This window comes from Polaribacter gochangensis (genome assembly GCF_046224025.1).
GTDB classification, from domain to species: domain Bacteria; phylum Bacteroidota; class Bacteroidia; order Flavobacteriales; family Flavobacteriaceae; genus Polaribacter; species Polaribacter gochangensis.
The window spans coordinates 150510-172365 of record NZ_JBJXRF010000001.1; the positions used below are offsets into that span (position 1 = coordinate 150510).

General features: G+C 30.7%; 23 protein-coding genes. 9 read left to right on the forward strand and 14 right to left on the reverse strand.

Annotated features, from left to right (window positions below; all coding sequences use genetic code 11):
* Positions 1–9 precede the first annotated feature (9 nt).
* Both ACEWL1_RS00695 and ACEWL1_RS00700 read left to right on the forward strand, forming a co-directional pair.
* Positions 10–984 carry a lysylphosphatidylglycerol synthase domain-containing protein gene (locus ACEWL1_RS00695; protein WP_409231370.1) on the forward strand — a complete coding sequence of 325 codons (975 nt, stop codon included), beginning with the start codon at positions 10–12 and terminating at the stop codon, positions 982–984.
* Positions 981–2135: a glycosyltransferase gene (locus ACEWL1_RS00700; RefSeq protein WP_409231371.1), complete on the forward strand. Its 1155-nt coding sequence runs from the start codon at positions 981–983 to the stop codon at positions 2133–2135. The genes ACEWL1_RS00695 and ACEWL1_RS00700 overlap by 4 nt, the downstream gene beginning before the upstream one ends.
* 160 nt (positions 2136–2295) lie before the next feature.
* Here the strand turns inward: ACEWL1_RS00700 and mnmD are convergent, their stop codons facing one another.
* Genes mnmD through ACEWL1_RS00715 form a run of 3 tightly spaced genes read right to left on the reverse strand, consistent with a single transcriptional unit; the run spans position 2296 to position 3894 of the window.
* Entirely contained in the window at positions 2296–2961 is a 666-nt protein-coding gene (mnmD, locus tag ACEWL1_RS00705; protein ID WP_409231372.1) for a tRNA (5-methylaminomethyl-2-thiouridine)(34)-methyltransferase MnmD, read from the reverse strand.
* Position 2962: 1 nt separating this feature from the next.
* Positions 2963–3388, reverse strand: coding sequence for a hypothetical protein (locus tag ACEWL1_RS00710; RefSeq protein WP_409231373.1), 426 nt, complete (start codon positions 3386–3388; stop codon positions 2963–2965).
* Positions 3388–3894: a DUF4920 domain-containing protein gene (locus tag ACEWL1_RS00715; protein ID WP_409231374.1), complete on the reverse strand. Its 507-nt coding sequence runs from the start codon at positions 3892–3894 to the stop codon at positions 3388–3390. Before ACEWL1_RS00715 ends, ACEWL1_RS00710 begins: the two co-directional genes overlap by 1 nt.
* 120 nt (positions 3895–4014) lie before the next feature.
* Here ACEWL1_RS00715 and ACEWL1_RS00720 point away from each other — a divergent pair, with 120 nt between their 5' ends.
* The 4 genes from ACEWL1_RS00720 to ACEWL1_RS00735 all read left to right on the forward strand — a co-directional run bounded on the left by ACEWL1_RS00720 (position 4015) and on the right by ACEWL1_RS00735 (position 11078).
* Entirely contained in the window at positions 4015–5070 is a 1056-nt protein-coding gene (locus ACEWL1_RS00720; RefSeq protein ID WP_409231375.1) for a branched-chain amino acid aminotransferase, read from the forward strand.
* Positions 5071–5153: 83 nt separating this feature from the next.
* Positions 5154–6107, forward strand: a complete 954-nt coding sequence (locus ACEWL1_RS00725) for an MBL fold metallo-hydrolase (RefSeq protein WP_409231376.1) — start codon at positions 5154–5156, stop codon at positions 6105–6107.
* Positions 6108–6294: 187 nt separating this feature from the next.
* A complete protein-coding gene (locus tag ACEWL1_RS00730) occupies positions 6295–10167 on the forward strand; it encodes a PAS domain S-box protein (protein WP_409231377.1) in 3873 nt (1290 codons plus the stop codon).
* A 587-nt stretch (positions 10168–10754) separates the two neighbouring features.
* Positions 10755–11078: a hypothetical protein gene (locus ACEWL1_RS00735; RefSeq protein ID WP_409231378.1), complete on the forward strand. Its 324-nt coding sequence runs from the start codon at positions 10755–10757 to the stop codon at positions 11076–11078.
* A 4-nt stretch (positions 11079–11082) separates the two neighbouring features.
* Here ACEWL1_RS00735 and ACEWL1_RS00740 read toward each other — a convergent pair whose 3' ends face one another.
* Together ACEWL1_RS00740 and ACEWL1_RS00745 are read right to left on the reverse strand one after the other, a co-directional pair.
* On the reverse strand, positions 11083–11793 hold the full coding sequence (locus tag ACEWL1_RS00740; protein ID WP_409231379.1) for a membrane or secreted protein: 711 nt from the start codon (positions 11791–11793) through the stop codon (positions 11083–11085).
* Positions 11794–11839: 46 nt separating this feature from the next.
* Positions 11840–12226, reverse strand: a complete 387-nt coding sequence (locus ACEWL1_RS00745; RefSeq protein WP_409231380.1) for a pyrophosphohydrolase domain-containing protein — start codon at positions 12224–12226, stop codon at positions 11840–11842.
* 87 nt (positions 12227–12313) lie between these two features.
* Here ACEWL1_RS00745 and ACEWL1_RS00750 point away from each other — a divergent pair, with 87 nt between their 5' ends.
* Positions 12314–12505 (forward strand): hypothetical protein, encoded by a 192-nt coding sequence (locus ACEWL1_RS00750; RefSeq protein WP_409231381.1) that lies wholly within the window; start codon positions 12314–12316, stop codon positions 12503–12505.
* A 12-nt stretch (positions 12506–12517) separates the two neighbouring features.
* On the opposite strand, the gene ACEWL1_RS00755 is transcribed toward ACEWL1_RS00750, so the two are convergent.
* Positions 12518–13069 carry a DNA-3-methyladenine glycosylase I gene (locus ACEWL1_RS00755; RefSeq protein ID WP_409231382.1) on the reverse strand — a complete coding sequence of 184 codons (552 nt, stop codon included), beginning with the start codon at positions 13067–13069 and terminating at the stop codon, positions 12518–12520.
* Entirely contained in the window at positions 13069–14418 is a 1350-nt protein-coding gene (locus ACEWL1_RS00760; protein WP_409231383.1) for a M24 family metallopeptidase, read from the reverse strand. Before ACEWL1_RS00760 ends, ACEWL1_RS00755 begins: the two co-directional genes overlap by 1 nt.
* 96 nt (positions 14419–14514) lie before the next feature.
* Here ACEWL1_RS00760 and ACEWL1_RS00765 point away from each other — a divergent pair, with 96 nt between their 5' ends.
* Positions 14515–14925: a DUF6146 family protein gene (locus ACEWL1_RS00765; protein ID WP_409231384.1), complete on the forward strand. Its 411-nt coding sequence runs from the start codon at positions 14515–14517 to the stop codon at positions 14923–14925.
* Here the strand turns inward: ACEWL1_RS00765 and ACEWL1_RS00770 are convergent.
* The 7 genes from ACEWL1_RS00770 to ACEWL1_RS00800 all read right to left on the reverse strand — a co-directional run bounded on the left by ACEWL1_RS00770 (position 14922) and on the right by ACEWL1_RS00800 (position 20618).
* A complete protein-coding gene (locus ACEWL1_RS00770) occupies positions 14922–15422 on the reverse strand; it encodes a dihydrofolate reductase (RefSeq protein WP_409231385.1) in 501 nt (166 codons plus the stop codon). The two genes, ACEWL1_RS00765 and ACEWL1_RS00770, sit on opposite strands and share 4 nt — an antisense overlap.
* 2 nt (positions 15423–15424) lie before the next feature.
* Positions 15425–16249, reverse strand: coding sequence for a thymidylate synthase (locus tag ACEWL1_RS00775; protein ID WP_409231386.1), 825 nt, complete (start codon positions 16247–16249; stop codon positions 15425–15427).
* Positions 16246–16623 (reverse strand): four helix bundle protein, encoded by a 378-nt coding sequence (locus ACEWL1_RS00780; RefSeq protein WP_409231387.1) that lies wholly within the window; start codon positions 16621–16623, stop codon positions 16246–16248. The genes ACEWL1_RS00775 and ACEWL1_RS00780 overlap by 4 nt, the downstream gene beginning before the upstream one ends.
* A 39-nt stretch (positions 16624–16662) precedes the next feature.
* Positions 16663–18015, reverse strand: coding sequence for a NupC/NupG family nucleoside CNT transporter (locus ACEWL1_RS00785; protein WP_409232248.1), 1353 nt, complete (start codon positions 18013–18015; stop codon positions 16663–16665).
* Between the two features lie 63 nt (positions 18016–18078).
* Positions 18079–18687, reverse strand: a complete 609-nt coding sequence (locus ACEWL1_RS00790; RefSeq protein ID WP_409231388.1) for a bifunctional nuclease domain-containing protein — start codon at positions 18685–18687, stop codon at positions 18079–18081.
* A gap of 161 nt (positions 18688–18848) precedes the next feature.
* Positions 18849–19811: an electron transfer flavoprotein subunit alpha/FixB family protein gene (locus ACEWL1_RS00795; protein ID WP_409231389.1), complete on the reverse strand. Its 963-nt coding sequence runs from the start codon at positions 19809–19811 to the stop codon at positions 18849–18851.
* Positions 19812–19871: 60 nt separating this feature from the next.
* Complete coding sequence (locus ACEWL1_RS00800) at positions 19872–20618, reverse strand: electron transfer flavoprotein subunit beta/FixA family protein (RefSeq protein ID WP_409231390.1); 747 nt, start codon at positions 20616–20618, stop codon at positions 19872–19874.
* 210 nt (positions 20619–20828) lie between these two features.
* Between ACEWL1_RS00800 and ACEWL1_RS00805 the strand changes: the two genes are divergently transcribed.
* Positions 20829–21806, forward strand: coding sequence for a pyruvate dehydrogenase complex E1 component subunit beta (locus tag ACEWL1_RS00805; RefSeq protein WP_409231391.1), 978 nt, complete (start codon positions 20829–20831; stop codon positions 21804–21806).
* Positions 21807–21856 lie beyond the last annotated feature (50 nt).

The following is a 21856-nucleotide window of genomic DNA, read 5'->3' on the forward strand; positions in this document are numbered from 1 at the left end:
TTTGTTATAATGTTCAAATCAGTTTCATACAAATCTAAGCAATTCTTAGCGCTAGTCGTAAAACTTTTTATTGTTATTGGTTGTGGATATTTTATTCATGATAAAATCTTCACAAACCAACAACAGTCAATTTATGATTTTACCTCAATTTTGATAGAAAATCATGTTTTTTCATTAAAAAATGCATTTTTTTTATTGATTTTTACTTTTTTTAATTGGTTTCTAGAAATGTCAAAATGGAAATTATTAGCAAATCAGGTACAAAAAATTTCATTTTATGAAGCTGCAATTCAAAGTTTAGCCTCTTTAACAGCTTCGTTAATTACCCCAAATAGAATTGGAGAATACGGAGCAAAAGCATTGTATTTTAAAAAAACATTGCGAAAAAAAATTGTAGCGTTAAATCTTGTTGGAAACATTTCTCAGCTAATTGTTACCATTGTTTTTGGAGGTATTGGTTGCTTGTATTTGTTTTTTAATTTTAAGATTCAATTTGATTTTACCAATGTAATTTATGCGCTAATTTTTTTCGTTCTTTTAAGTCTACTTTTCTGGTTTATTGATAAAAAGCGTGTTACTATTAAAGGATATTCGTTACCGAATTTTAAAAATAAGATAACACTTTATTCTAAAAAACTATTACAGAAAGTAATGCTTCTTTCGGCACTTCGATATCTAATTTTTTCACATCAATTTTATTTTTTAATACTCATTTTTAATATTGATTTGCCTTATTTAGACGCAATGATGTGTGTGTTTTCAATGTATGTAATTGCATCACTTATTCCGATGTTATCCTTTTTTGATGTGCTTATAAAAGGCTCTGTTGCACTATTAATTTTTTCATTTTTTGAACTTAACGAAACGAATATTTTAGCAATTGTATTATTTATGTGGATTTTCAATTTTGTACTTCCAAGTATTGTTGGAAGCTATTTTGTGCTTACTTTTAATACCAATAAATTAATTCAGAAAAAAGAATGATTCTCATTAGTATTTTGTTTTATAGTTACATCATTTGCATATTTCTTTTTGTAATTGGTTTTTATAAAGTAAAAGAATTCAAAAGGACAAATACTTCAGAAAAGACAGCTTTTTCTGTGATTATTCCGTTTAGAAATGAAGCTAAAAACTTACCAAAACTACTAGATTCAATCCAACATTTAAAATATCGAAAAGAGTTGATCGAGTTTCTTTTTGTTGATGATGATTCAAGTGACAGTTCTGTTGACATTATCAATTGTCATTTCGAGCCTAGCCGAGAAATCTCACAGATACATATCGACTCTACTCGACCAAACATTCGAGTTTTAAAAAATAAAAGAGTTTCTGATTCTCCAAAAAAAGACGCCATTTTAACTGCATTAAAAAACGCAAAAAATAATTGGATTATTACCACTGATGCAGATTGTATTCTGCCAAAAAACTGGCTAAAAACCATCGATAATTTCATCCAATTAAACAATTGCAACATGATTGTTGCTCCAGTTTTTTATGAAGGAAACTCAAGCTTTCTACATCAGTTTCAAGAATTGGACTTTATGAGTTTACAAGCAACAACTGTTAGCGGTTTTGGATTGAACATTCCTTTTTTAGCAAATGGAGCAAACCTAATGTACAGAAAAGACATGTTCGAAAAACTAAATGGTTTTGATGGAAACAACAATATTGCTAGTGGCGACGATGTTTTTTTACTAGAAAAATTCATTAGTTTTTATAAAGAGAAAGTTCAATATTTAAAATCTGAAGATGTAATTGTAAAAACGTTTCCTGTAAATACTTTTTCTGAATTGATAGAACAACGGGTTCGTTGGGCTTCAAAAAGCTCAAATTATAAGATGTTTACTGGAAAATTAATTGGCTTTTTTGTTTTGGCTGCAAATGCAATTTTAGCAACTGCTCCTGTGTTGGTCTTATTAAAAATAATGAAGTTAGAAACTTTTATTTTCTACTTTTTATTAAAGCTTTTGTTTGATTATATATTGATTGAAAGAATGGCTATCTTTAATAAGAAGAAGGTTGCTTTTAACCCCTTTTTTAAAAGTAGTTTTGTGTATCCATATTTTACTTTGTTGATTTTTTTAAAATCAATTTTTAGCAATTATCAATGGAAAGAACGAACTTTTAAAAAATAATCTACGGCAGTACTTTAGTAAGGATTGCTTCTGCGTTCATCCATAAATACACCATAATTATTAATAAAATAATAAACACAATTCCTCGTTTAGGATTTGATTTTTTTCGCCCCTTTATTCTTCTAAATTTAATTCTTTTTTCTTCCATTATAAATCCTCTTTATGTTATTCTTGTTGCTCTTAGCATTTCTCTTTTTCCTGGCGGACCATTAAGTCGTTCTACAGAAAAACCAACTTCTTGCATAGCTCTTCGAACGCTTCCTTTGGCGGAATAAGTTACTAAAATTCCGTTTACTTTTAAAGCTTGATACATTTTTTTAAAAATAGCTACTGTCCATAATTGTGGTTGATGTTCTGCTCCAAAAGCATCAAAATAAACAATATCAAACTGTTTTACATCAATAATATCTTTAAAAAATTGTTTTCTTTTTGTCAACCAAAAATTAGACTGAATCTGATGTTTTTCTTCCCAAGTACAATTATGGATTGCATCAAAAATGAATTGTTGGTTTTCAGCTTTTAATTCTGAGACATAATTGAGTTTCGCAACCTCTTTTTTGGTAACAGGATACGCTTCTACTCCAACATAATTGATTGATTTTTCTTTCGCTTGCGCTTCTAAAAAAGTGATAAAACAATTTAAACCTGTTCCAAAACCAATTTCTAAAATTGAAATTTCAGATAAAGAAATTGCATCAAATCCTTTAGAAATAAATACGTGTTTTGATTCTTGAATTGCGCCGTGTGTTGAATGATAATTTTCATTCCAATCTGGTAAATGGATGGTTGTAGAACCATCCGAAGTTAACACAATTTCTCTTTTCAAATTACTGAATTAATAGTTTTTTAATTTTTGGAATTGGTCCAATACACGTAGTTTGGTGACAAGCAATACAACTATTAATTGTGGCATTATGTTTAGAAATTAACGATTCTTCAGAAGTTTCAAAAACTAGCTTCATATGATCTAAATAGAAATTCGAAAACGCTTTAAAATCTGCTGTTCTATCTGTTGAATCTGTTAATTCTGCCGTATGAATCTTTAAAAACTCTTTTGGAAACTCTTTTGGCTGTTTTCCGTCTAAAATTAATTGCTTGTTTTGTGCATTTGTTTCATACATCAATAACATTAAAGCAGCCATTTCTGACTGCTTATAAAAGTTTCCTTTCGGAGTAATTTCTACTTTCTCTTCTTTTTTAGAATTGCATCCAATAAAAAGAAAAAGTGAACATATGAAAATAATCTTTTTCATTATTTTTTCATTAAAACTCCGTCTGCTTCAAATGCAAATTCTAATTTAGGCATGGTAATTTTAGCAATTTCTTCTTTTGTTTTTCCAGCGTCTTCAGCATAATGCTTTAAATCGGCTACAGAAGTTTCTGTAACGTAAGCTTTACCGTTTACAATTACCTCTCTGTCTTTAGCGTCTAACGGCATAAAAAATCCGTAGTCTTTAAAACGAACCATAGTTTGTGTTTCGTCTGTTAAATCTAACTTCATCCAGCAACCTTTTTTAGAACAAACCTCATCAATTTTTGATGCAAATTTCACATTGATAGTATCACCTGCTTTTAACGATTTAAACTTGGCTAACATTGCTTTAGAATCAATAGCATCCTCATTCGAAATCGTTGCTCCAAAAGAATCAAACTTAGTTATAGCTTCGGTTGTCTTTGTTTCACTTTTCTCTTTTGTGTTTTCTTTACAGGCTATAAAAACCAATAAGAAAACAACACACACTTTTAATAGATTTTTCATCATTTTTAATTTTAACACATTTACTACAAATGTAAGGATTTAAACAATAAAATTCGACATTATCTGAGTTTAGAACGTGATAATTTACCTACCTTTGCGACATTAAATTTCTGATTCAAAATGAATTCAACTATAAAAATTACCTCTATTCAAAGTTCTAGGATAGCTTCAGTAGATTTTAACAATTTGCCTTTTGGAACGGTTTTTTCGGACCATATGTTTGTGTGTGATTATAAAGATGGGAAATGGCAAAATCCAACTATTCAACCTTATGCTGCAATTTCTTTAGATCCATCAGCAAAGATTTTCCATTACGGACAATCTATTTTTGAAGGAATGAAAGCCTACAAAGACGCCAATGAAAACACCTTATTATTTAGACCTTTGGACAATTGCAAACGTTTAAATAAATCGGCAGAAAGAATGGTGATTCCACAAGTTCCTGAAGACCTTTTTATGAATGGTTTGAAAAAATTATTAGAAATTGATAACGCTTGGATTCCAACTAACGAAGGAAGCTCTTTATACATAAGACCTTTTATTTTTGCTACAGGAAACGGTTTTCATGCTTCACCTGCAACCGAATATAAATTTATTATTGCAACAGCTCCTTCTGGTGCTTATTTTGCTGGGAAAGTAAAAGTTTTAATTGAAGAAAAATATGCAAGAGCTGCAAATGGTGGCGTTGGATTTGCAAAAGCTGGAGGAAATTATGCTGCGCAATTTTATCCAACTCAATTAGCCATAGAAAAAGGCTACAATCAAGTTATCTGGACAGATGACACAAGTCACGAATATATTGAAGAAGCTGGCGCAATGAATATTTTTGTTAGAATAAACGACACCTTAATTACAAGTCCAACTTCAGATAGAATTTTAGACGGAATTACACGTAAAAGTGTTTTACAAATTGCAAAAGATAACGGCATACATGTTGAAGAACGTAAAATCACTGTAAATGAAGTTGTTGAAGCAGCTAAAAACGGAAATTTAAAAGAATTATTTGGAGCAGGAACAGCAGCTGTAATTTCACCAATTGCTGGTTTTGGATTTAAAGGAGAAGATTTTGAGTTGCCAGAATTAGAAAATTCTTATGCTTCCCAATTAAAAAAGAGAATTACTGACATACAAACTAATAAAGCTGAAGATCCTTACGGATGGAGAGTTCAATTATAGTTTCTATATAAATAAAATAATAAAAAGCATCAATCTTAGATTGATGCTTTTTTTGTAGCTTTCAATTTTAAATTTTATCTAAAATGAAATTAAAAATAGCATTATTAACTTTTATCATTTTTACAATTGGCTGTAAAGTAGAAAATACATCCACAGAAATAATTGAACAAAAAAAACGACAACAATACATCACTATTTTGGGAATTGCTCAAGATGGTGGTTATCCTCATATTGGTTGTCAAAAAGAATGTTGCGCTAATTATTACAACGGAACAAACAAAAGAAAAAGTGTTGTTTCTCTTGGTTTAGTTGATCAACAAAACAAGCAAAAATGGATTTTTGAAGCTACTCCAGATATGCATACGCAATTAGCAAATTTAGAGCAACACCATTTAAAAACGTCAACAATTATTGATGGCGTTTTTCTAACGCACGCACATATTGGTCATTATTCAGGCTTGATGTATTTTGGTAGAGAGGCGTTAGGAAAACAAGGAACCAAAGTATATGCAATGCCTAAAATGAAATCGTTTTTAGAAACTAACGGGCCATGGAGTCAATTGGTTTCAATTAAAAATATTGATATAGAACCTTTGCACAACGATTCTACAATTGTATTAAACAAACAATTAAAAGTAACCCCATTTAGAGTTCCACATAGAGATGAGTTTTCTGAAACTGTAGGATATAAAATTAAAGGACCCAAAAAAATAGCCTTGTTTATTCCGGATATTGACAAATGGCACAAATGGAAAAAGAGCATTATTGATGAAGTTAAAAAAGTTGATTATGCATTTTTAGATGCATCCTTTTTAAAAGATGGAGAAATCAATAGACCAATGTCTGAAATTCCACATCCGTTTACTTCTGAAACCGTTGCCTTATTTAAAAAAGAGTCTTTAGCAACAAAAAACAAAGTGATTTTTATTCATTTTAATCACACAAACCCTACGCTACAAGAAAATAGCAAAGAGCGAAAAGAAATAGAAAAATTAGGTTTTAGACTTGCTTCTGAAGGCAAAAATTACGAATTGTAGATTTAATTAGGTAAAAACTACAACAGCTTTTTTTGTATTTTTAAATTATTTTCAATATATTGAGCTTAGTATGTATCGTTTTTATTGCAAAAAAAACAGCCAATAACTTAAAATTATTATATTTGTTTTTATCAGCCCCAAAGATAGATCATAATTTATTTTTTATCCCCAGTTTAAAAAGTAATGAATGAGTAATAACAACCAAAAAAATAAAATTTTACAAAACACAATTAAGGAACAAGACAAATTTCAACTGTTGTTTAAAACAATGAATCTTGGTGTAACTTACCAAAATTCTAAGGGTGAAATAACAGATGTTAATAATGCTGCTTTAAACATTCTAGGTCTTAGCTTAGACCAAATGCAAGGTAAAACTTCTTTAGATCCTAGTTGGAAATGTATTCATGAAGATGGCTCGGACTATCCCGGAGAAACACATCCAAGTATGATCGCTTTAAAAACAGGAAAACCTGTTTTAAATAAAATCATGGGGATTATAAATTCTAGTGAAAATGACTATCGTTGGATAAAGATAGACGCCATTCCACAATTTAAAGACAAAGAAAAAAAACCTTATCAGGTTTTTACAACATTCGATGATATAACTGAACTTAAAAAAGGGGAATTACTTTTAAAAGAAAACCAAGAGCGATATAATAAATTACAACAAATTGGTAAAGTTGGAAATTGGGAATACAACTTTAAAACTGGTCAACTATGGGCTTCAGAACAAGCGCAAACCATTTTTGGTTTTGATCCAAAAACAGATCAATTAACAGTTGATTTAATTGAGAGCTGTATTATTAACCGCAAATATGTTCGTAAATCAATCACCAACTTTATAAAAAATGGTGGAGAATACAGTTTAGAATATCAAATTAAACCAAAAAATAAAGGTACAATTAGAACGGTTCATTCTACTGCAGAAATATCCTACAATAAAAACGGTAAGCTCTTAAAAATGGTTGGAGTACTACAAGACATCTCCAAAAAAAAGAAAGCTGAAAACAACTTAAAAGAAAGCCAAGAAAATTTCTTTAAAATATTAAAAAACAGTACAGCCCCAATAGTTCTTGCACGTTTAAAAGATTACGAAATTATAAACTCAAATGATGCTGCTGCTAAATTTACTGGTTATTCTAATGATAAATTAATTGGAGCTAAGTTGTTTGACATAGACATTTGGGATTCTAAAAAAGAAAGCAAAATTTTTATTGAAAAAGTAAAAAAAAATGGCAAAGTAAAAAACTATGAAGCTAGTTTTACGATTAAATCTGAAAAAAATAAAATTTGGTTAATTTCTGGAGAAATAATTATAATTAACAATGAAGAGTTTATATTAATTATTGTAGAAAACATTACTGAAACAAGAAAAATTCAGGAGGCTTTAAAACAACAAAATGACTTTGCTTTTGCCTTAACAGAAAACCATCCTGCTGGTATTGTTGCATGTGATGCAGAAGGCAAATTAGTGCTTTTTAATAAAACCGCTAAAAAATGGCATGGTATAGATCTTTTAAAAATACCTCAAGAAGAATGGGCTAAAAACTACGGTTTATATAAATCAAATTCAAAAACTTTACTTAAAACCAGTGAAATTCCTCTGATTAAAGCTTTAAACAATCAAAAGGTTGCAAACCAACAAATGGTTATCAAAGCCAAAAACCAAGAACCAAGACATGTACTTTGCAATGCCTCTACATTTTTTGATAAAGAAGGTAAAAAATTAGGTGCCTTGGTTATTATGAATGATGTGACAGCACAAAAATTAACTGAAAAAGACTTAAAAAGAAGTCAAAAGAAAATTAAAAAAGCGCTTAAAGAAGTTGAACAAAATGAATTCCTGTTAAAAGAATCAGAAAAAATTGCCAATGTTGGTTCTTGGGAAATTAATATCCTTACACAAAAAGTAAGTTGGTCTGATCAGGTTTTTAAGCTTCATGGTTTACCTATTGGTGAACTTCCTTTGCTTGAAAATGCTTTAGATTTTTTTATAGATGGATCTAAAGAAATACTAGAAAAAGCAATTGAAGAAAGTATTGCACAAAACAAAAAATACGATTTAGAATTAAGGTTTCAAAATGCTCAGAAAGAAAAACTTTGGGTCAATACAATTGGGTATCCTGTAACTAATAAAAAAAATGAAGTAGTTGGTATTAGAGGCGTTATACAAGATATTACAGAAAAAAAATTGAGTCGAGAAAAAATTGAGAAAGCATTAGAAGATGTTGAACTGAGTGAGTTTCTTTTAAAAGAATCGGAAAAAATAGCCAATGTTGGTTCTTGGGAAATTGATTTAGCTACCCAGAAAGTAAAATGGTCTGACCAAGTTTTTAAACTTCATGGACTTCCTGTTGGCGAGTACCCTTCTCTTAAAGATGCTATAAATTTTTACACTGGTAAGTCTAAAAAGATATTAACAAAAGCGATAGAAGAAAGTGTTGCACAGAATAAAAAATACGATTTAGAATTAAAATTTCAAAACGCACAAAAAGAAGAACTTTGGATCAATACCATCGGATTTCCTGTAACTAATGAAAAAAATCAAGTAATTGGCTTAAGAGGTGTAATTCAAGATATTACAGAAAGAAAACTAAATAATATTAAAATTAAAGATGCTCTTAAAAAAGCTGAACAAAGCGAGTTTCTCTTGAATGAATCTGGAAGAATAGCTAAAATTGGTGCTTGGGATTTTGATATAGAAACTCAAAAAGTACGTTGGTCTAACCAAGTATTTAAAATCTATGGAATACCAATTGGTGAAATTCCTACTTTTGAGATAGCCTTATGCCATTATGTAGACGGCTCAAGAGAAATACTTGAAAAAGCTCTTGAACATAGTATTAAAAATAATGAAAAATTCGATTTAGAGCTAAGATTTAAAAACGCTCAAAATCAAAAAATTTGGGTAAATTCAATTGGGTATCCTACGACAAATGATAAGGGAGAGGTAATAGGATTAAGAGGAGTAATTCAAGATATTACTGAACATAAATTAACAAGAGCTAAAGTTGCAAAAAGCCAGGAAATGCAAAGTTTATTAGCCAACCACACTAGTGATATTATTTGTTTGCAAGAAGAAGATAGTACTTTTAGATATATCACCCCATCTATAAAAAACATTTTAGGATACGAACAGACTGAATTTATCGGTAAAACTATTTTTAAAATAGTACACAAAGAAGACCTTGACGACTTAAAAGAAACCATGAAAAATGAAATTTTTAAAGGCCAATATAAAGAAGCATACACCTTTAGAGTTCGTCATAAAAAAGGACATTATGTTTGGCTAGAGTTTTTATCATCTCCTGTATATAAAAATAAAAAAATAAGTTATTTTGTTACTTCTGCAAGAGATATCACACAATGGATTTTAGCCAAAGAAAGAATTCAAAAATATCAAACATCTCTTCAAAAATTAACAAGTGAGATTACATTAATTGAAGAAAAACAGAAGAAAAAAATAGCATCTAACATACACGATCATCTTAGCCAATCTTTAGTGATTTCTAAAATGAAAATTAATCAATTAAAAAAAGATTCTAAACTAGAGGGAATTAACAACGGCTTAAAATTTATTGAAGATCATATTTCTGAAGCTCTAGAAAACAGTCGTAAAATTACTTTTGAACTTTCTCCTCCAGTGTTATATCAATTAGGTATTATTGAAGCTGTAAGTTGGTTGTTGGATGATTTAGAAGCCAAACATAAAATTAAATTTAAACTAGAAACAAAAAACACTAATTTTAAACTTAGTGAAATAAAATCTATAATACTTTATAGAAGCATTCAAGAGGTTTTAACAAATGCTATCAAATACGCCAAAGCATCTTTAATAACTATACATATTAATAAAAATTTAGACCAAGTTGATATTGATATTATAGATGACGGTTTAGGTTTTGACACCTCTATTCTTAATAATGGTCATAAAAACAAAACAGGTTCTGGATTTGGTTTATTTGCTGTTCAAGAAAAAATAAGAAATGTAGAAGGAACATTTACTATTACGTCCGAAATAAACAAAGGAACAAGTGTAAAAATTTCAATACCTTTATAAAAAAGCCTTACCTAATCACAACATATAATAAGAAGCTAATTAAAAATTTTCACCAAGACATTGTACATTTCAAAACGGTAAAGAACTTAAAAACTTGACCTTAGCTATTATTTTTTATGAACATCTACTTTATAAGTAAAATTAGACTCCTTTGATAAAGGTGACAACTGATAATTTGAAAATAGATTCAGAAAAAAAAATACTAATTTTTGAAATTTAACTCTAACCGTCAAAAAAAACTGTGGCTTTTTCATAATAAGTAGAATAGTTTGGGGGTTATTAAAAAGTAAAAAGTAATTTTTTACATATATTTACTCCAAATCTATACCTAAACAGATTGCGAATCAATAGGGAATTTTCTTATTTATTATTTTAGGCGCTTATAAATTGCTAAAAAAATGAAAAAAACCTATTATTGCTATGCTTGTTTATTTCTTGCCAAGTATATTCTCAAGATGATTTTATTGAAAATGTAAACCCAAGAACAAGTCGCCCATTTGGAATTAATTTCAACATCTATGGTCCGTCAATACTTGGTTTATCAACAGATTACTACATCAACTCTAAAACAAATTTAGAAGTAGGAGTTGGATTATTTTATAAATCCAAAAATAAATATTGAAGCAGGAATTGGGTATTCAGGAATCTCTTTAGGAAGTGCATATCATTTTTATGGAGATAGAGCAGTTAAAAAATGGACTCCATATTTAGGCTTTTTCCTAGGTCATAAATTTAAAGAATATCCATTCTTAAATGATCAAGGCGAACCACGATACAAAAAAAGTGGTGCTTACATCCCTATTGGTATTCAGTATTTAAACCATGATGGGTTTACAATTCGTTTTGAAATGGAATTACAAAGCTTTGGATTATTGTATTCTGGAGGAATAAAAGTTGGCTACCATTTTTAAGAAATTAATTTCTAATGCTCCAAATTTCGTGCATAGCATCACCTTTGCTTGAAAATCCTTTATGATTCCATGTTTCATCTTTTAACGTATAATCAAAAGATAAGCTAATTCCTGCTTTAGAATCATCCCTAGAAAAGAATTCTATATTTTCTGTATATTTTCCATTTATAGTTGTGTATGTTCCGCCGCCAGTTCCCATAAATTGTTTGGTTTCTGTATTGTAAGCAATCCATTGAAATCGGGTTCCCGATAATACTTTCATTGTTTTTCTTGGCCCAGAAGTGTCTCGCATTTGAGTTTTTCCATCTCTAATTCTACCCGACATTAACCAAGCACCTTGTAGTTTTCCTGGAGTTCCGTTATCAATTCTTTTCAGTTTTATATCACTACCAACAATTTCCATTTCAGCATCTGTAATAATAACTTTAAAACTTATTTCAGTGCCTACTCGTTCTGGATTAGTTGTGTCGAATTCTATTTTTTCTGTCATGGTGTCTCCAGCTAACCTCCAAGAACCACCGTTTGTTGCAATAAACTTTCCTGTTTCAGCTTCGAAACTTGTCATTACTTGATATCCATCAGCAAAAATAACTACACTTCTTATTTGCTCCCCTTTTTCTGATTCGGAATACCCTTCCCAAGCGCCAATAATGTTTTGAGATTTAGCACCTACAGACATTAAAACACAAATTAATGCAATAACTATTTTTTTCATGATGTTTTATTTTTAAGTTTTAAACTTCAATAAATATATTGTTTTTTTATTTATCTAATACCCTAGCAATGTTTGGTTTAAAATAATTTGGCCCTTTCAAGACTTTTCCATCTTCACGATAAATTGGTTTACCCTCTTCGCCTAATTTGCTCATATTAGATCTTTGAATCTCATCAAAGACTTCTTCAATTTTATCTTGCATTCCGTGTTCTATAATTGTTCCGCATAAAATGTACAGCATATCACCAAGTGCATCTGCAACCTCTACCAAATCATTGTTCTGAGCAGCTTCTAAGTATTCTTCATTTTCTTCTTTCATTAAATTAAAACGCAATAGGTTTCTATCTTCTCCTATACTAGCTGTTGGCGTATCATTTATCCCTAATTTAAATGCTGTGTGAAATTCGTGTACTGCTGCGATTCTTTTTTTCATGTTTATTTCGTTTATATGTATAGATGTTGCTTTAAAATGAAATACTGTCTTAGTTAAATTTGTATTTTTGCTTAAAAATACGATTTTATGTTTACCAAAGGTCAATTAATTTTTGCTGGAGTTTTTGCTTTTTCTTTTATTATTCTAATGATATGGAGTTACAGAAAAGACATTGCCAACCATAAAAAACACTATAAAAACACTGCATTAAAAGTTGGTTTTTGGATATTTATTGCCGTTGCTATTTTTAGTGCGATTCGTATTTACAGTAAAAGTTAATTTACAAGTGGCTTAATAACAAAAACAATCTACTGAATGATCATTTACCATTCCGGTTGCTTGCATAAATGCATAAATAATTGTTGAACCGACAAACTTGAATCCACGTTTTTTCAACTCTTTGGAGATGACATCAGAAAGGGCAGTTGTAGCTGGAACCTCTTCTCTTGTTATAAAAGAATTTTTAATTGGTTTGCCGTCAACATACTTCCAAATAAATTTAGAAAACGAACCAAATTCTTTCTGAATCTCCAGGAACAATTGTGCATTTGTAATGGCTGATTTTATTTTTAATTTATTTCTAATGATTCCTTCATTTACTAGCAATTCTTCAAATTTATCTTGTTGGTAATTGGCTATTTTTTTATAATCGAAATTATCAAAAGCTGCTCTAAAATTTTCACGTTTTTTTAAAATAGTTATCCAACTTAAACCTGCTTGAAAAGTTTCTAATAATAAAAATTCAAACAAGGTTTTATCATCATACACAGGTTTTCCCCATTCGTTATCATGATATTCTATATATAATGGGTCGTTATTTACCCAAAAACATCTTTTTTGCATTAATAGTTTATTTTGATTGGTTTAATTGCTTCTTGTCTTTCGTTTACGTAAGTGTGTTTTCCATCACCAAAAGACCCCGCTTCTTCTAACATAATTCTAATATTTTTTTGCCATTCTTTAATCGGCACAGTCACATTTAATTCTATTGCATACACCGTATTATTATGCAGCGGATAATCTCCACGAACAGGAACGCCTCCTTGAGAATCCCACATTCCAATTGTTGTTCCGGCACTATGCCCAAAAAGTCCTAAAGGATGAGAATAAATGGATGGTTGTAATCCTTCTTTTTTTGCTTGTTGTAGTGATGCTGCTAAAATTTCGTTTCCGGTTTTTCCTGTTTGCATATTTGTGGTTAAAACATCTTGTAAACGATTTCCTTTTGCAAAAGCCTCCGCTAAAAAAGTTGGAACTTCAGTTTCTTCTTTTCCTAACACATAGGCGTGTTGCTGACAATCGGTATGTAAACCAATATAGCTAATTCCAAAATCGCAATGCAACAAATCACCAGGTAAAATCACTTGATTGTCTTTGGCTTTTGAAAATGAATAAATATGAGATTTTAACGGCACTTTGCTTCGTTGAATATCTACTGTTGGATGAAACCAAGTTGACAAACCTAAATCTGTAACTTTTTGACGCATCCACCAAACAACATCATCCGTAGTTGTTTCTCCTGGTTTTATCACATTATTTGTAAAAGCTTCATCAATAATATCATGTGTGATTTTTACGAGTTTTTGAAATAATTCCATTTCTTTTGGAGTTCTCGTTTCTATCCATCCAATGGCTAATTTTTCTGCGGATACAATTTTTTGTTGATTTTCTTTTGATAAATTTTCTATAAACTCATCGTGATCAGTTTTTACCAAACCATCTGCCAACGCAAAATGTTTAGAAATATTGACGCCGATTTTAGTCGGATTTCTTTCTTCAATAATTTTGCTTAATGCTTTCCATTGATTAGGTTCTTTCTCTTTATTCCAAGCCGATTTAATATTTTTACCAACATCGTATCTTGCAACTGCTAATTTTTCAATAGTATTATTTTCTTTATTGCGATAAAAAACTAAAATGGTTCTTCTTCTTGCATTGAGCCAAACCGAAGGCAACATGGTTTTAATTACTGGATCTTCGTTGTATTCTCTAGAAATAACAACCCACATATCAATATCCGTTTCATCCATTAATTTTGGAAGAAGATGGTTAAACCTATCTTCAATAATTTCGTCTCGTACTATTGCTCTATCTTTTTCGTCTAAGATGTTGTAGGTAGATTTTTTTATTTCTGGTTGATTACAAGAAATGAAAACAATCATTATAAATAATTGAAAAATAATTTTACGCATGGTATAAAGTTTGATGCTGAAAATTAATGTTAAAACTCGAATAAATCAATGTTTTTTAAATTATTTTTTCGACCTTCACTAAATAAATTACTGATTATGAAACAACTAAAATTTTATGTGTATTTTTTTACTTTTACCTTTCTTATTGTTAGTTGTGGATCTTATCCAGCAAAAAATAATACAACTGTAAAAGAACAACCTGTAGTAATTTCTAATGAAACTTTAGAATACGAAATTATTATTATAGACCCAGGCTTTACCTCTTTTTTAAATACTCAAGCCAGACCAAAAGAATATTATTCTGAATCGTATTTAAAAAATAAAAACAGAGTGTATGTAAATGTTTGGAATAGTAGAGTTAGAAATCCACAACGATATGATTCTCGTATTTACGAAAACGTAATCGATTATCAAACAAATGTTGATTACGGTTTAGATGTAAATTATAAACTTTTTTGGTATTTTAAATTTGCAGAGCAGAAATATAGAATGAAACTCGACAACTAAAAAGACCTCTTTTTATAGCTGATAAAGCTATATTTATATTTGTTTTTTTCGTCCGGAGAAAAATCTTCTCTAGAAAATTCTTGCCAAATATCAGCATCAATTTCTGGAAAAAAAACATCGGCATCAAAAGAATGATGTACTTGTGTAATATCTAATTGATCTACTAAATTAGAAGCGATAGCTTGTTTGTAAATTTGCGCTCCGCCAATAATAAAAACATGTTCATCTTCTTTAGCAACGTCTATTGCTTTCTCAATACTATCAACAACAATACAACCTTCTGCTTTGTATTTTTTATTTCTGGTGATAATAACTGTGGTTCTGTTTGGCAATGGTTTTCCAATAGATTCAAACGTATTTCTTCCCATCAAAATATGATGACCAGTAGTTACTTTTTTAAAGCGTTTTAAATCGGCAGGTAAATGCCAAATTAAATCGTTGTTTTTACCTAATGCATTGTTATTTGCAATTGCTGCAATGATTGTAATTGTACTCATAATTAAACAGCAACTTTTCCTTTAATATGTGGATGTGGATTGTAATCTACCAACTCAAAATCTTCAAATTTAAAATCAAAAATCGATGTAACTTCTGGGTTGATTTTCATTTTAGGTAACGATCGTAATTCTCTAGACAATTGCAATTCTAATTGCTCTACATGGTTATCATAGATGTGCGCATCACCAAATGTGTGAATAAATTCTCCTGCTTCGTAACCACAAACTTGTGCTATCATCATGGTAAACAAGGCATAACTTGCAATGTTAAACGGAACACCTAAAAAGATATCTGCGCTACGTTGATATAATTGACACGATAACTTTCCGTCAGCTACATAAAACTGAAAGAACGCATGACACGGCGGCAAAGCGGCTTTTCCGTTAGCAACATTTTCTGAAAATGAAACAGAAGTATCTGGTAAAACGGATGGATTCCAAGCAGAAACCATCATTCTTCTAGAATTAGGATTCTTTTTTAAGGTAGTAATTACTTCTTGCAACTGATCAATATCATCGCTATTCCAATTACGCCATTGATGTCCGTAAACCGGACCTAAATCTCCGTTTTCATCAGCCCAATCGTTCCAAATTCTAACTCCGTTTTCCTGTAAATACTTAATGTTTGTATCACCATTTATAAACCATAATAATTCATAAATAATCGACTTTAAGTGTAATTTTTTGGTTGTTACCATAGGAAAACCTTCACTTAAATCAAAACGCATTTGATATCCAAAAACACTTTTAGTTCCAGTTCCTGTTCTGTCTCCTTTTTCGTTTCCGTTTTCTAAAACGTGCTTCACTAAATCTAAATATTGTTTCATATTTTAGGTAAATGGTTAAAGTTTAGATTGATTGTATTTATTAAGGATGAAATCCGTCTTTGTAAAATTTGAATTTTATCAATAGTCAAATTTAATTCTTTCTCTTCAATAAAATTTAAATCTGAACATAAAATTAAATGCGATTCTAACTCATAAGCAGATCCTAAACTAAATTGTAAAAATCTAATAAAATCTTTTTGAGAATCCTTTGCGCTTCCTTCCGCAATATTTGCAGGTATGGAAATTACACATCTATTAATTTGAGAAATTAATCCAAATTTTTCTGAAGAAGGCAATTTTGATGTGATGATATAAACTTCTTTAACCAAAAACCTAGCATCATTCCAAACATCAAGTTTCCTAAAGTTTCTCATACTTTCACCTTTCTACTTTTACTTTTAGCTCAACCCTTTTTATCCAATAATCATCCCAGCAATAGTAGCAGACATTAAAGATGCAATTGTTCCACCAATCAACGCTTTCATTCCAAATTCTGACAACACTTTTCTTTGTCCTGGTGCTAAAGATCCTATTCCACCTATTTGAATTCCAATGGATGCAAAGTTTGCAAAACCACACAGCATATAAGTTGCCATAATAATTGACTTTTCATAATTTAAATGAACTACGTTAGCCACATTTTTTAATTCTGCCAATTGTATATAACCAACAAACTCACTGGCTACTAATTTAATTCCAAGTAATTGCCCCATCATTGCCATATCATCAGTTGCAACACCTATTAACCACATTAAAGGCGCAAAAAGATATCCTAACATAAACTCTAAAGAAAAACTTTTATATGAGGTGTTTCCTGCAACCCAATCATTTAAAGAAGTGATATCTCCTATCCAACCTAAAACTCCATTCATCATTGCAATAAATGCAACAAAAACCAACAACATTGCTCCGACATTGACTGCTAACCGCAATCCTTCAGTTGTTCCGTTTGCAATTGAGTCTAAAATATTTGAACCAATTTTTTCACTAGAAACCTTTACGTCGGTATTTACTTTTTCTACCTGAGGATATAATATTTTTGAAATTACAATTGCTCCTGGTGCTGCCATTACAGAAGCTGCTAATAAATGTTTTGCAAATTGCAATCTTAACAAAGGATCATCACCTCCTAAAAAGCCAATATAAGCTGCCAAAACTGCTCCGGCTACAGTTGCCATTCCGCCAATCATTACCAATAGCATTTCTGACTTATTCATTTTTTCTAAATAAGCCTTGATCAATAATGGAGCTTCAGTTTGTCCTAAAAAAATATTTCCAGCAACAGACAAACTTTCTGCTCCAGATATTTTTAGCACTTTTGCTAATGACCATGCCAATGCTTTAACAATTTTCTGAATCCATCCTAAATAAAATAAGACAGATGTTAATGCAGAGAAAAAGATGATTGTTGGTAAAACTTGAAACGCAAAAATGTATCCAAATTTATCCATATCAACTACCAACCCTTCAAACAAAAATTTACTTCCGGCTCTTGTAAAATCTAGAACGCTTACAAATAAACCACCAACCCATTCAAATATATTCTGAATAAAAGTTACTTTAAGTACACCAACAGCTATTAATAATTGAGCGGTCAAACCAATCCCTACAGTTTTCCAATCAATATTTTTTTTGTTACAAGAAAACAAAAATGCGATTACAATTAAAGAAATCATTCCTAAAACACCGCGCCATAAGTTGCTAAATGAAAATCCTTGACTTGGTATTATTTCTGATGCTATTTCTGGTGTTGTTTGAGAAAACATTGAAACTGAAACAAAGCAGAAAATGATAAATAATATTTTTTTCATAATAGGTTGTTGGTTTTTTTAAGAGCGTTTACTTATTTCATCTCTAATTTTTGCTGCTAGTTCGTAGTTCTCATTCGCTACAGCAGCATCTAATTCTTTATATAATTCTTTAAGTGATTTTTGAGCTGAATCTTCTTCAGAAGTTTCTGAAATAATATCCTCCATCAACTCATCAGTATCTAATTCTGGTTCATCTAAAGACAATTCTTCTTCTACTTTTAAATAAATTCCGGCTTTATCTAAAATAGTTTCATATGTATAAATTGGAGCATTAAAGCGAACTGCAATTGCAATTGCATCTGATGTTCTTGTATCTATAATTTCTTCAACACCATCTTTTTCTGAAATTAGGCTAGAAAAGAAAACGCCATCAACTAATTTATGAATAATAACTTGCTTGATATTGATAAAATATCTGTCAGCAAAAGTTTTAAATAAATCGTGAGTTAAGGGTCTTGGTGGTCTAATTTCTTTTTCTAAAGCGATGGCAATAGATTGTGCTTCAAAAGCGCCAATAATTATTGGCAAAGTTCTATCTCCTCCTATCTCACTCAATACCAGAGCATAGGCCCCAGTTTGTGTTTGACTATAAGAAATACCTTTAATTGTTAGTTTTATCAAACTCATTTATTTTCAATCTTCATAAAAGGAAAAAAGGCTGTCTAAATTGGCAAAACCTAATTTTAGACAGCCCTTTTATGGGCACAATTTACTAAAAATATTGAGTTGACTTCTAATTTATTTTAAAAGAAAAAAATACAACTCGTTTTTTATTAAATAGTTGTTATTTATGATTGCTTAAAAACTTTTAATTTTTCTATTAAAGCTGGTACTACTTCAAAAGCATCTCCTACAATTCCGTAATCTGCTGCTTTAAAAAATGGTGCTTCAGGGTCTGTATTAATAACCACTTTAACTTTTGAAGCATTAATTCCTGCTAAATGTTGAATTGCTCCAGAAATTCCGATTGCAATATATAAATTAGAAGCAACTGGCTTACCTGTTTGACCAACGTGTTCTCCATGTGGTCTCCAACCTAAATCAGAAACAGGCTTAGAACACGCAGTTGCAGCGCCTAAAACCTCAGCTAATTCCTCTATCATTCCCCAATTTTCTGGACCTTTTAATCCTCGACCAGCAGAAACGACAATATCTGCATCAGCAATTGTTACTTTTCCTGAAGCCTTATCTATACTTACAGATTTTACTCCTAAATCAGCATCAGAAATCTGAGCATCAAAGTTTTCTGTTGTTCCGCTTACAGCATTTTCGTGAGCTCCATAAGAATTCTTTGCCAAACCTATTACTTTAGTTTCTGTTGCAATGGTTGTATTAGAAAATGCTTTGTTAGAAAACGCTTTTCTTTTTACTGTAAAAGGATTTGTAGAACTTGGCAACGCAACAACATTTGATGCATAACCTGCATTTAAATGTACTGCTGCAATTGGTGCTAAGTACAATCCGTTTACACTAGAATCTATAATTACTACACTAGCATTTTCTTTTGATGCAACTTGTTCTAAAACAGAAGCAAAAGCTTTTGCATTAAAAGTTGCTAATTGATCATTAGAAACAGCAACTACTTTTTCTGCTCCGTATGTATATAATTCTGATGCATCTGCAACATTAATTGTTACAGCTACGATATTTGAACCTAATTGTTCTGCTACTTTTTTACCGTAAGAAACGACTTCAAAAGCAGATTTTTTAAATTTTCCTTCCGATGAATCGGCAAATACTAAAACTGACATATGTTAATAAGATTTTTAGACTTTTTGATTTTTAGATTTTGAGCTCTTGACTTATTCCTTTTAAATCACTTTAGCTTCGTTGTGCAATAAATTGATTAACTCATCAATATTATCTGCATCTACTAATTTAACTGCACCTTTTGCCGCTGGTTTTTCAAATGAAGTAGATGCTGTTTGTGCTGCAACATCTGTCGCTTCAACAACTGACAATGGTTTTTTACGCGCCATCATAATTCCTCTCATATTCGGAATTCTTAAATCTTTTTCTTCGACCAAACCTTTTTGACCTGCAATCACTAAAGGTAAATCTGCAGAAACTTTTTCACTACCACCATCAATTTCCCTTACAGCTGATGCTGTGTTTCCTTCAATTTCTAAACCAGTACAACCATTTACAAAATTAAAATCTAAGATTGTTGCCAACATGCCTGGAACCATTCCGCCATTATAATCAATAGATTCTCTTCCTGCTAAAACCAAATCATAGTTTCCGCTTTTTACAACTTCTGCCAATTGTTTTGCTACGAAAAATCCATCAGTAGCATCTGCGTTTACTCTAATTGCATCATCTGCTCCGATTGCTAAAGCTTTACGCAACGTTGGCTCTGTAGTTGCATTCCCAACATTTACAACTGTAACAGTTGCTCCTTGTTTTTCTTTAAACCACATGGCACGCGTTAAACTAAATTCATCATATGGATTGATTACAAATTGCACTCCGCTTGTATCAAACTTCGTGTCATTATCTGTAAAGTTAATTTTGGATGTGGTATCAGGTACATGACTGATACAAACTAATATCTTCATCTAATTCTATTTTTGAAAATTATTTCATTATTTATCGCTACGAATTTATGACATTTTTTTCAATTTATTATGCATGCATAGTAAATTTTTCAATAAATCTGAACATAAAAATGAAAATACATAAAAAAACAGCTATTTACTATTACAATAGCAAGTTATAATATTAATTTTTATATTTTTGCTTCACTTAATTTAAGATGAAATTAAAGAATGAAAACAGTTCAGTTTAGAGAAGCGATTTGCGAAGCAATGAGCGAAGAAATGCGCAGAGATGAAAGCATTTATTTAATGGGTGAAGAAGTTGCAGAATATAATGGGGCTTATAAAGCAAGTAAAGGAATGCTAGACGAGTTTGGAGCAAAGAGAGTTATTGACACTCCGATTGCTGAACTTGGATTTGCCGGAATCGCCATTGGATCTGCCATGAACGGAAACAGACCAATTGTAGAATACATGACGTTTAACTTTTCTTTAGTTGGAATTGATCAAATAATAAACAACGCAGCAAAAATTAGACAAATGTCTGGCGGACAATTTAATTGTCCGATTGTTTTTCGCGGACCAACTGGTTCTGCTGGTCAATTAGGAGCTACACACTCTCAAGCTTTTGAAAATTGGTTTGCAAACACACCTGGTTTAAAAGTAATCGTTCCTTCAAACCCTTATGATGCTAAAGGTTTGCTAAAAGCTGCCATAAGGGATGACGATCCTGTAATTTTTATGGAATCTGAGCAAATGTATGGTGACAAAATGGAAATTCCAGAAGGAGAATATATATTGCCAATTGGTGTGGCAGAGATAAAAAGAGAAGGAACAGACGTTACGATTGTTTCTTTCGGAAAAATCATCAAAGAAGCATACAAAGCTGCTGAAGAATTAGCAAAAGAAAATATTTCTGTAGAAATTATCGATTTAAGAACTGTTCGCCCGATGGATCATGATGCAATAATTAAATCTGTTAAGAAAACAAACCGATTGGTTGTTTTAGAAGAAGCTTGGCCATTTGCGAGTGTTGCTTCAGAAATAACTTATAGAATTCAGGATGAAGCATTCGATTATTTAGACGCTCCAATTAAAAGAATTACAACTGCAGATACTCCTGCGCCGTATTCACCTGTTTTATTAGAAGAATGGTTGCCTAATTCTAATGATGTTATAAAGGCTGTAAAAGAAGTTTTGTATATTTAGTAAAATTTAAACACATTTAAAATCCTTTTTATCATTTTATATTAAAAAGG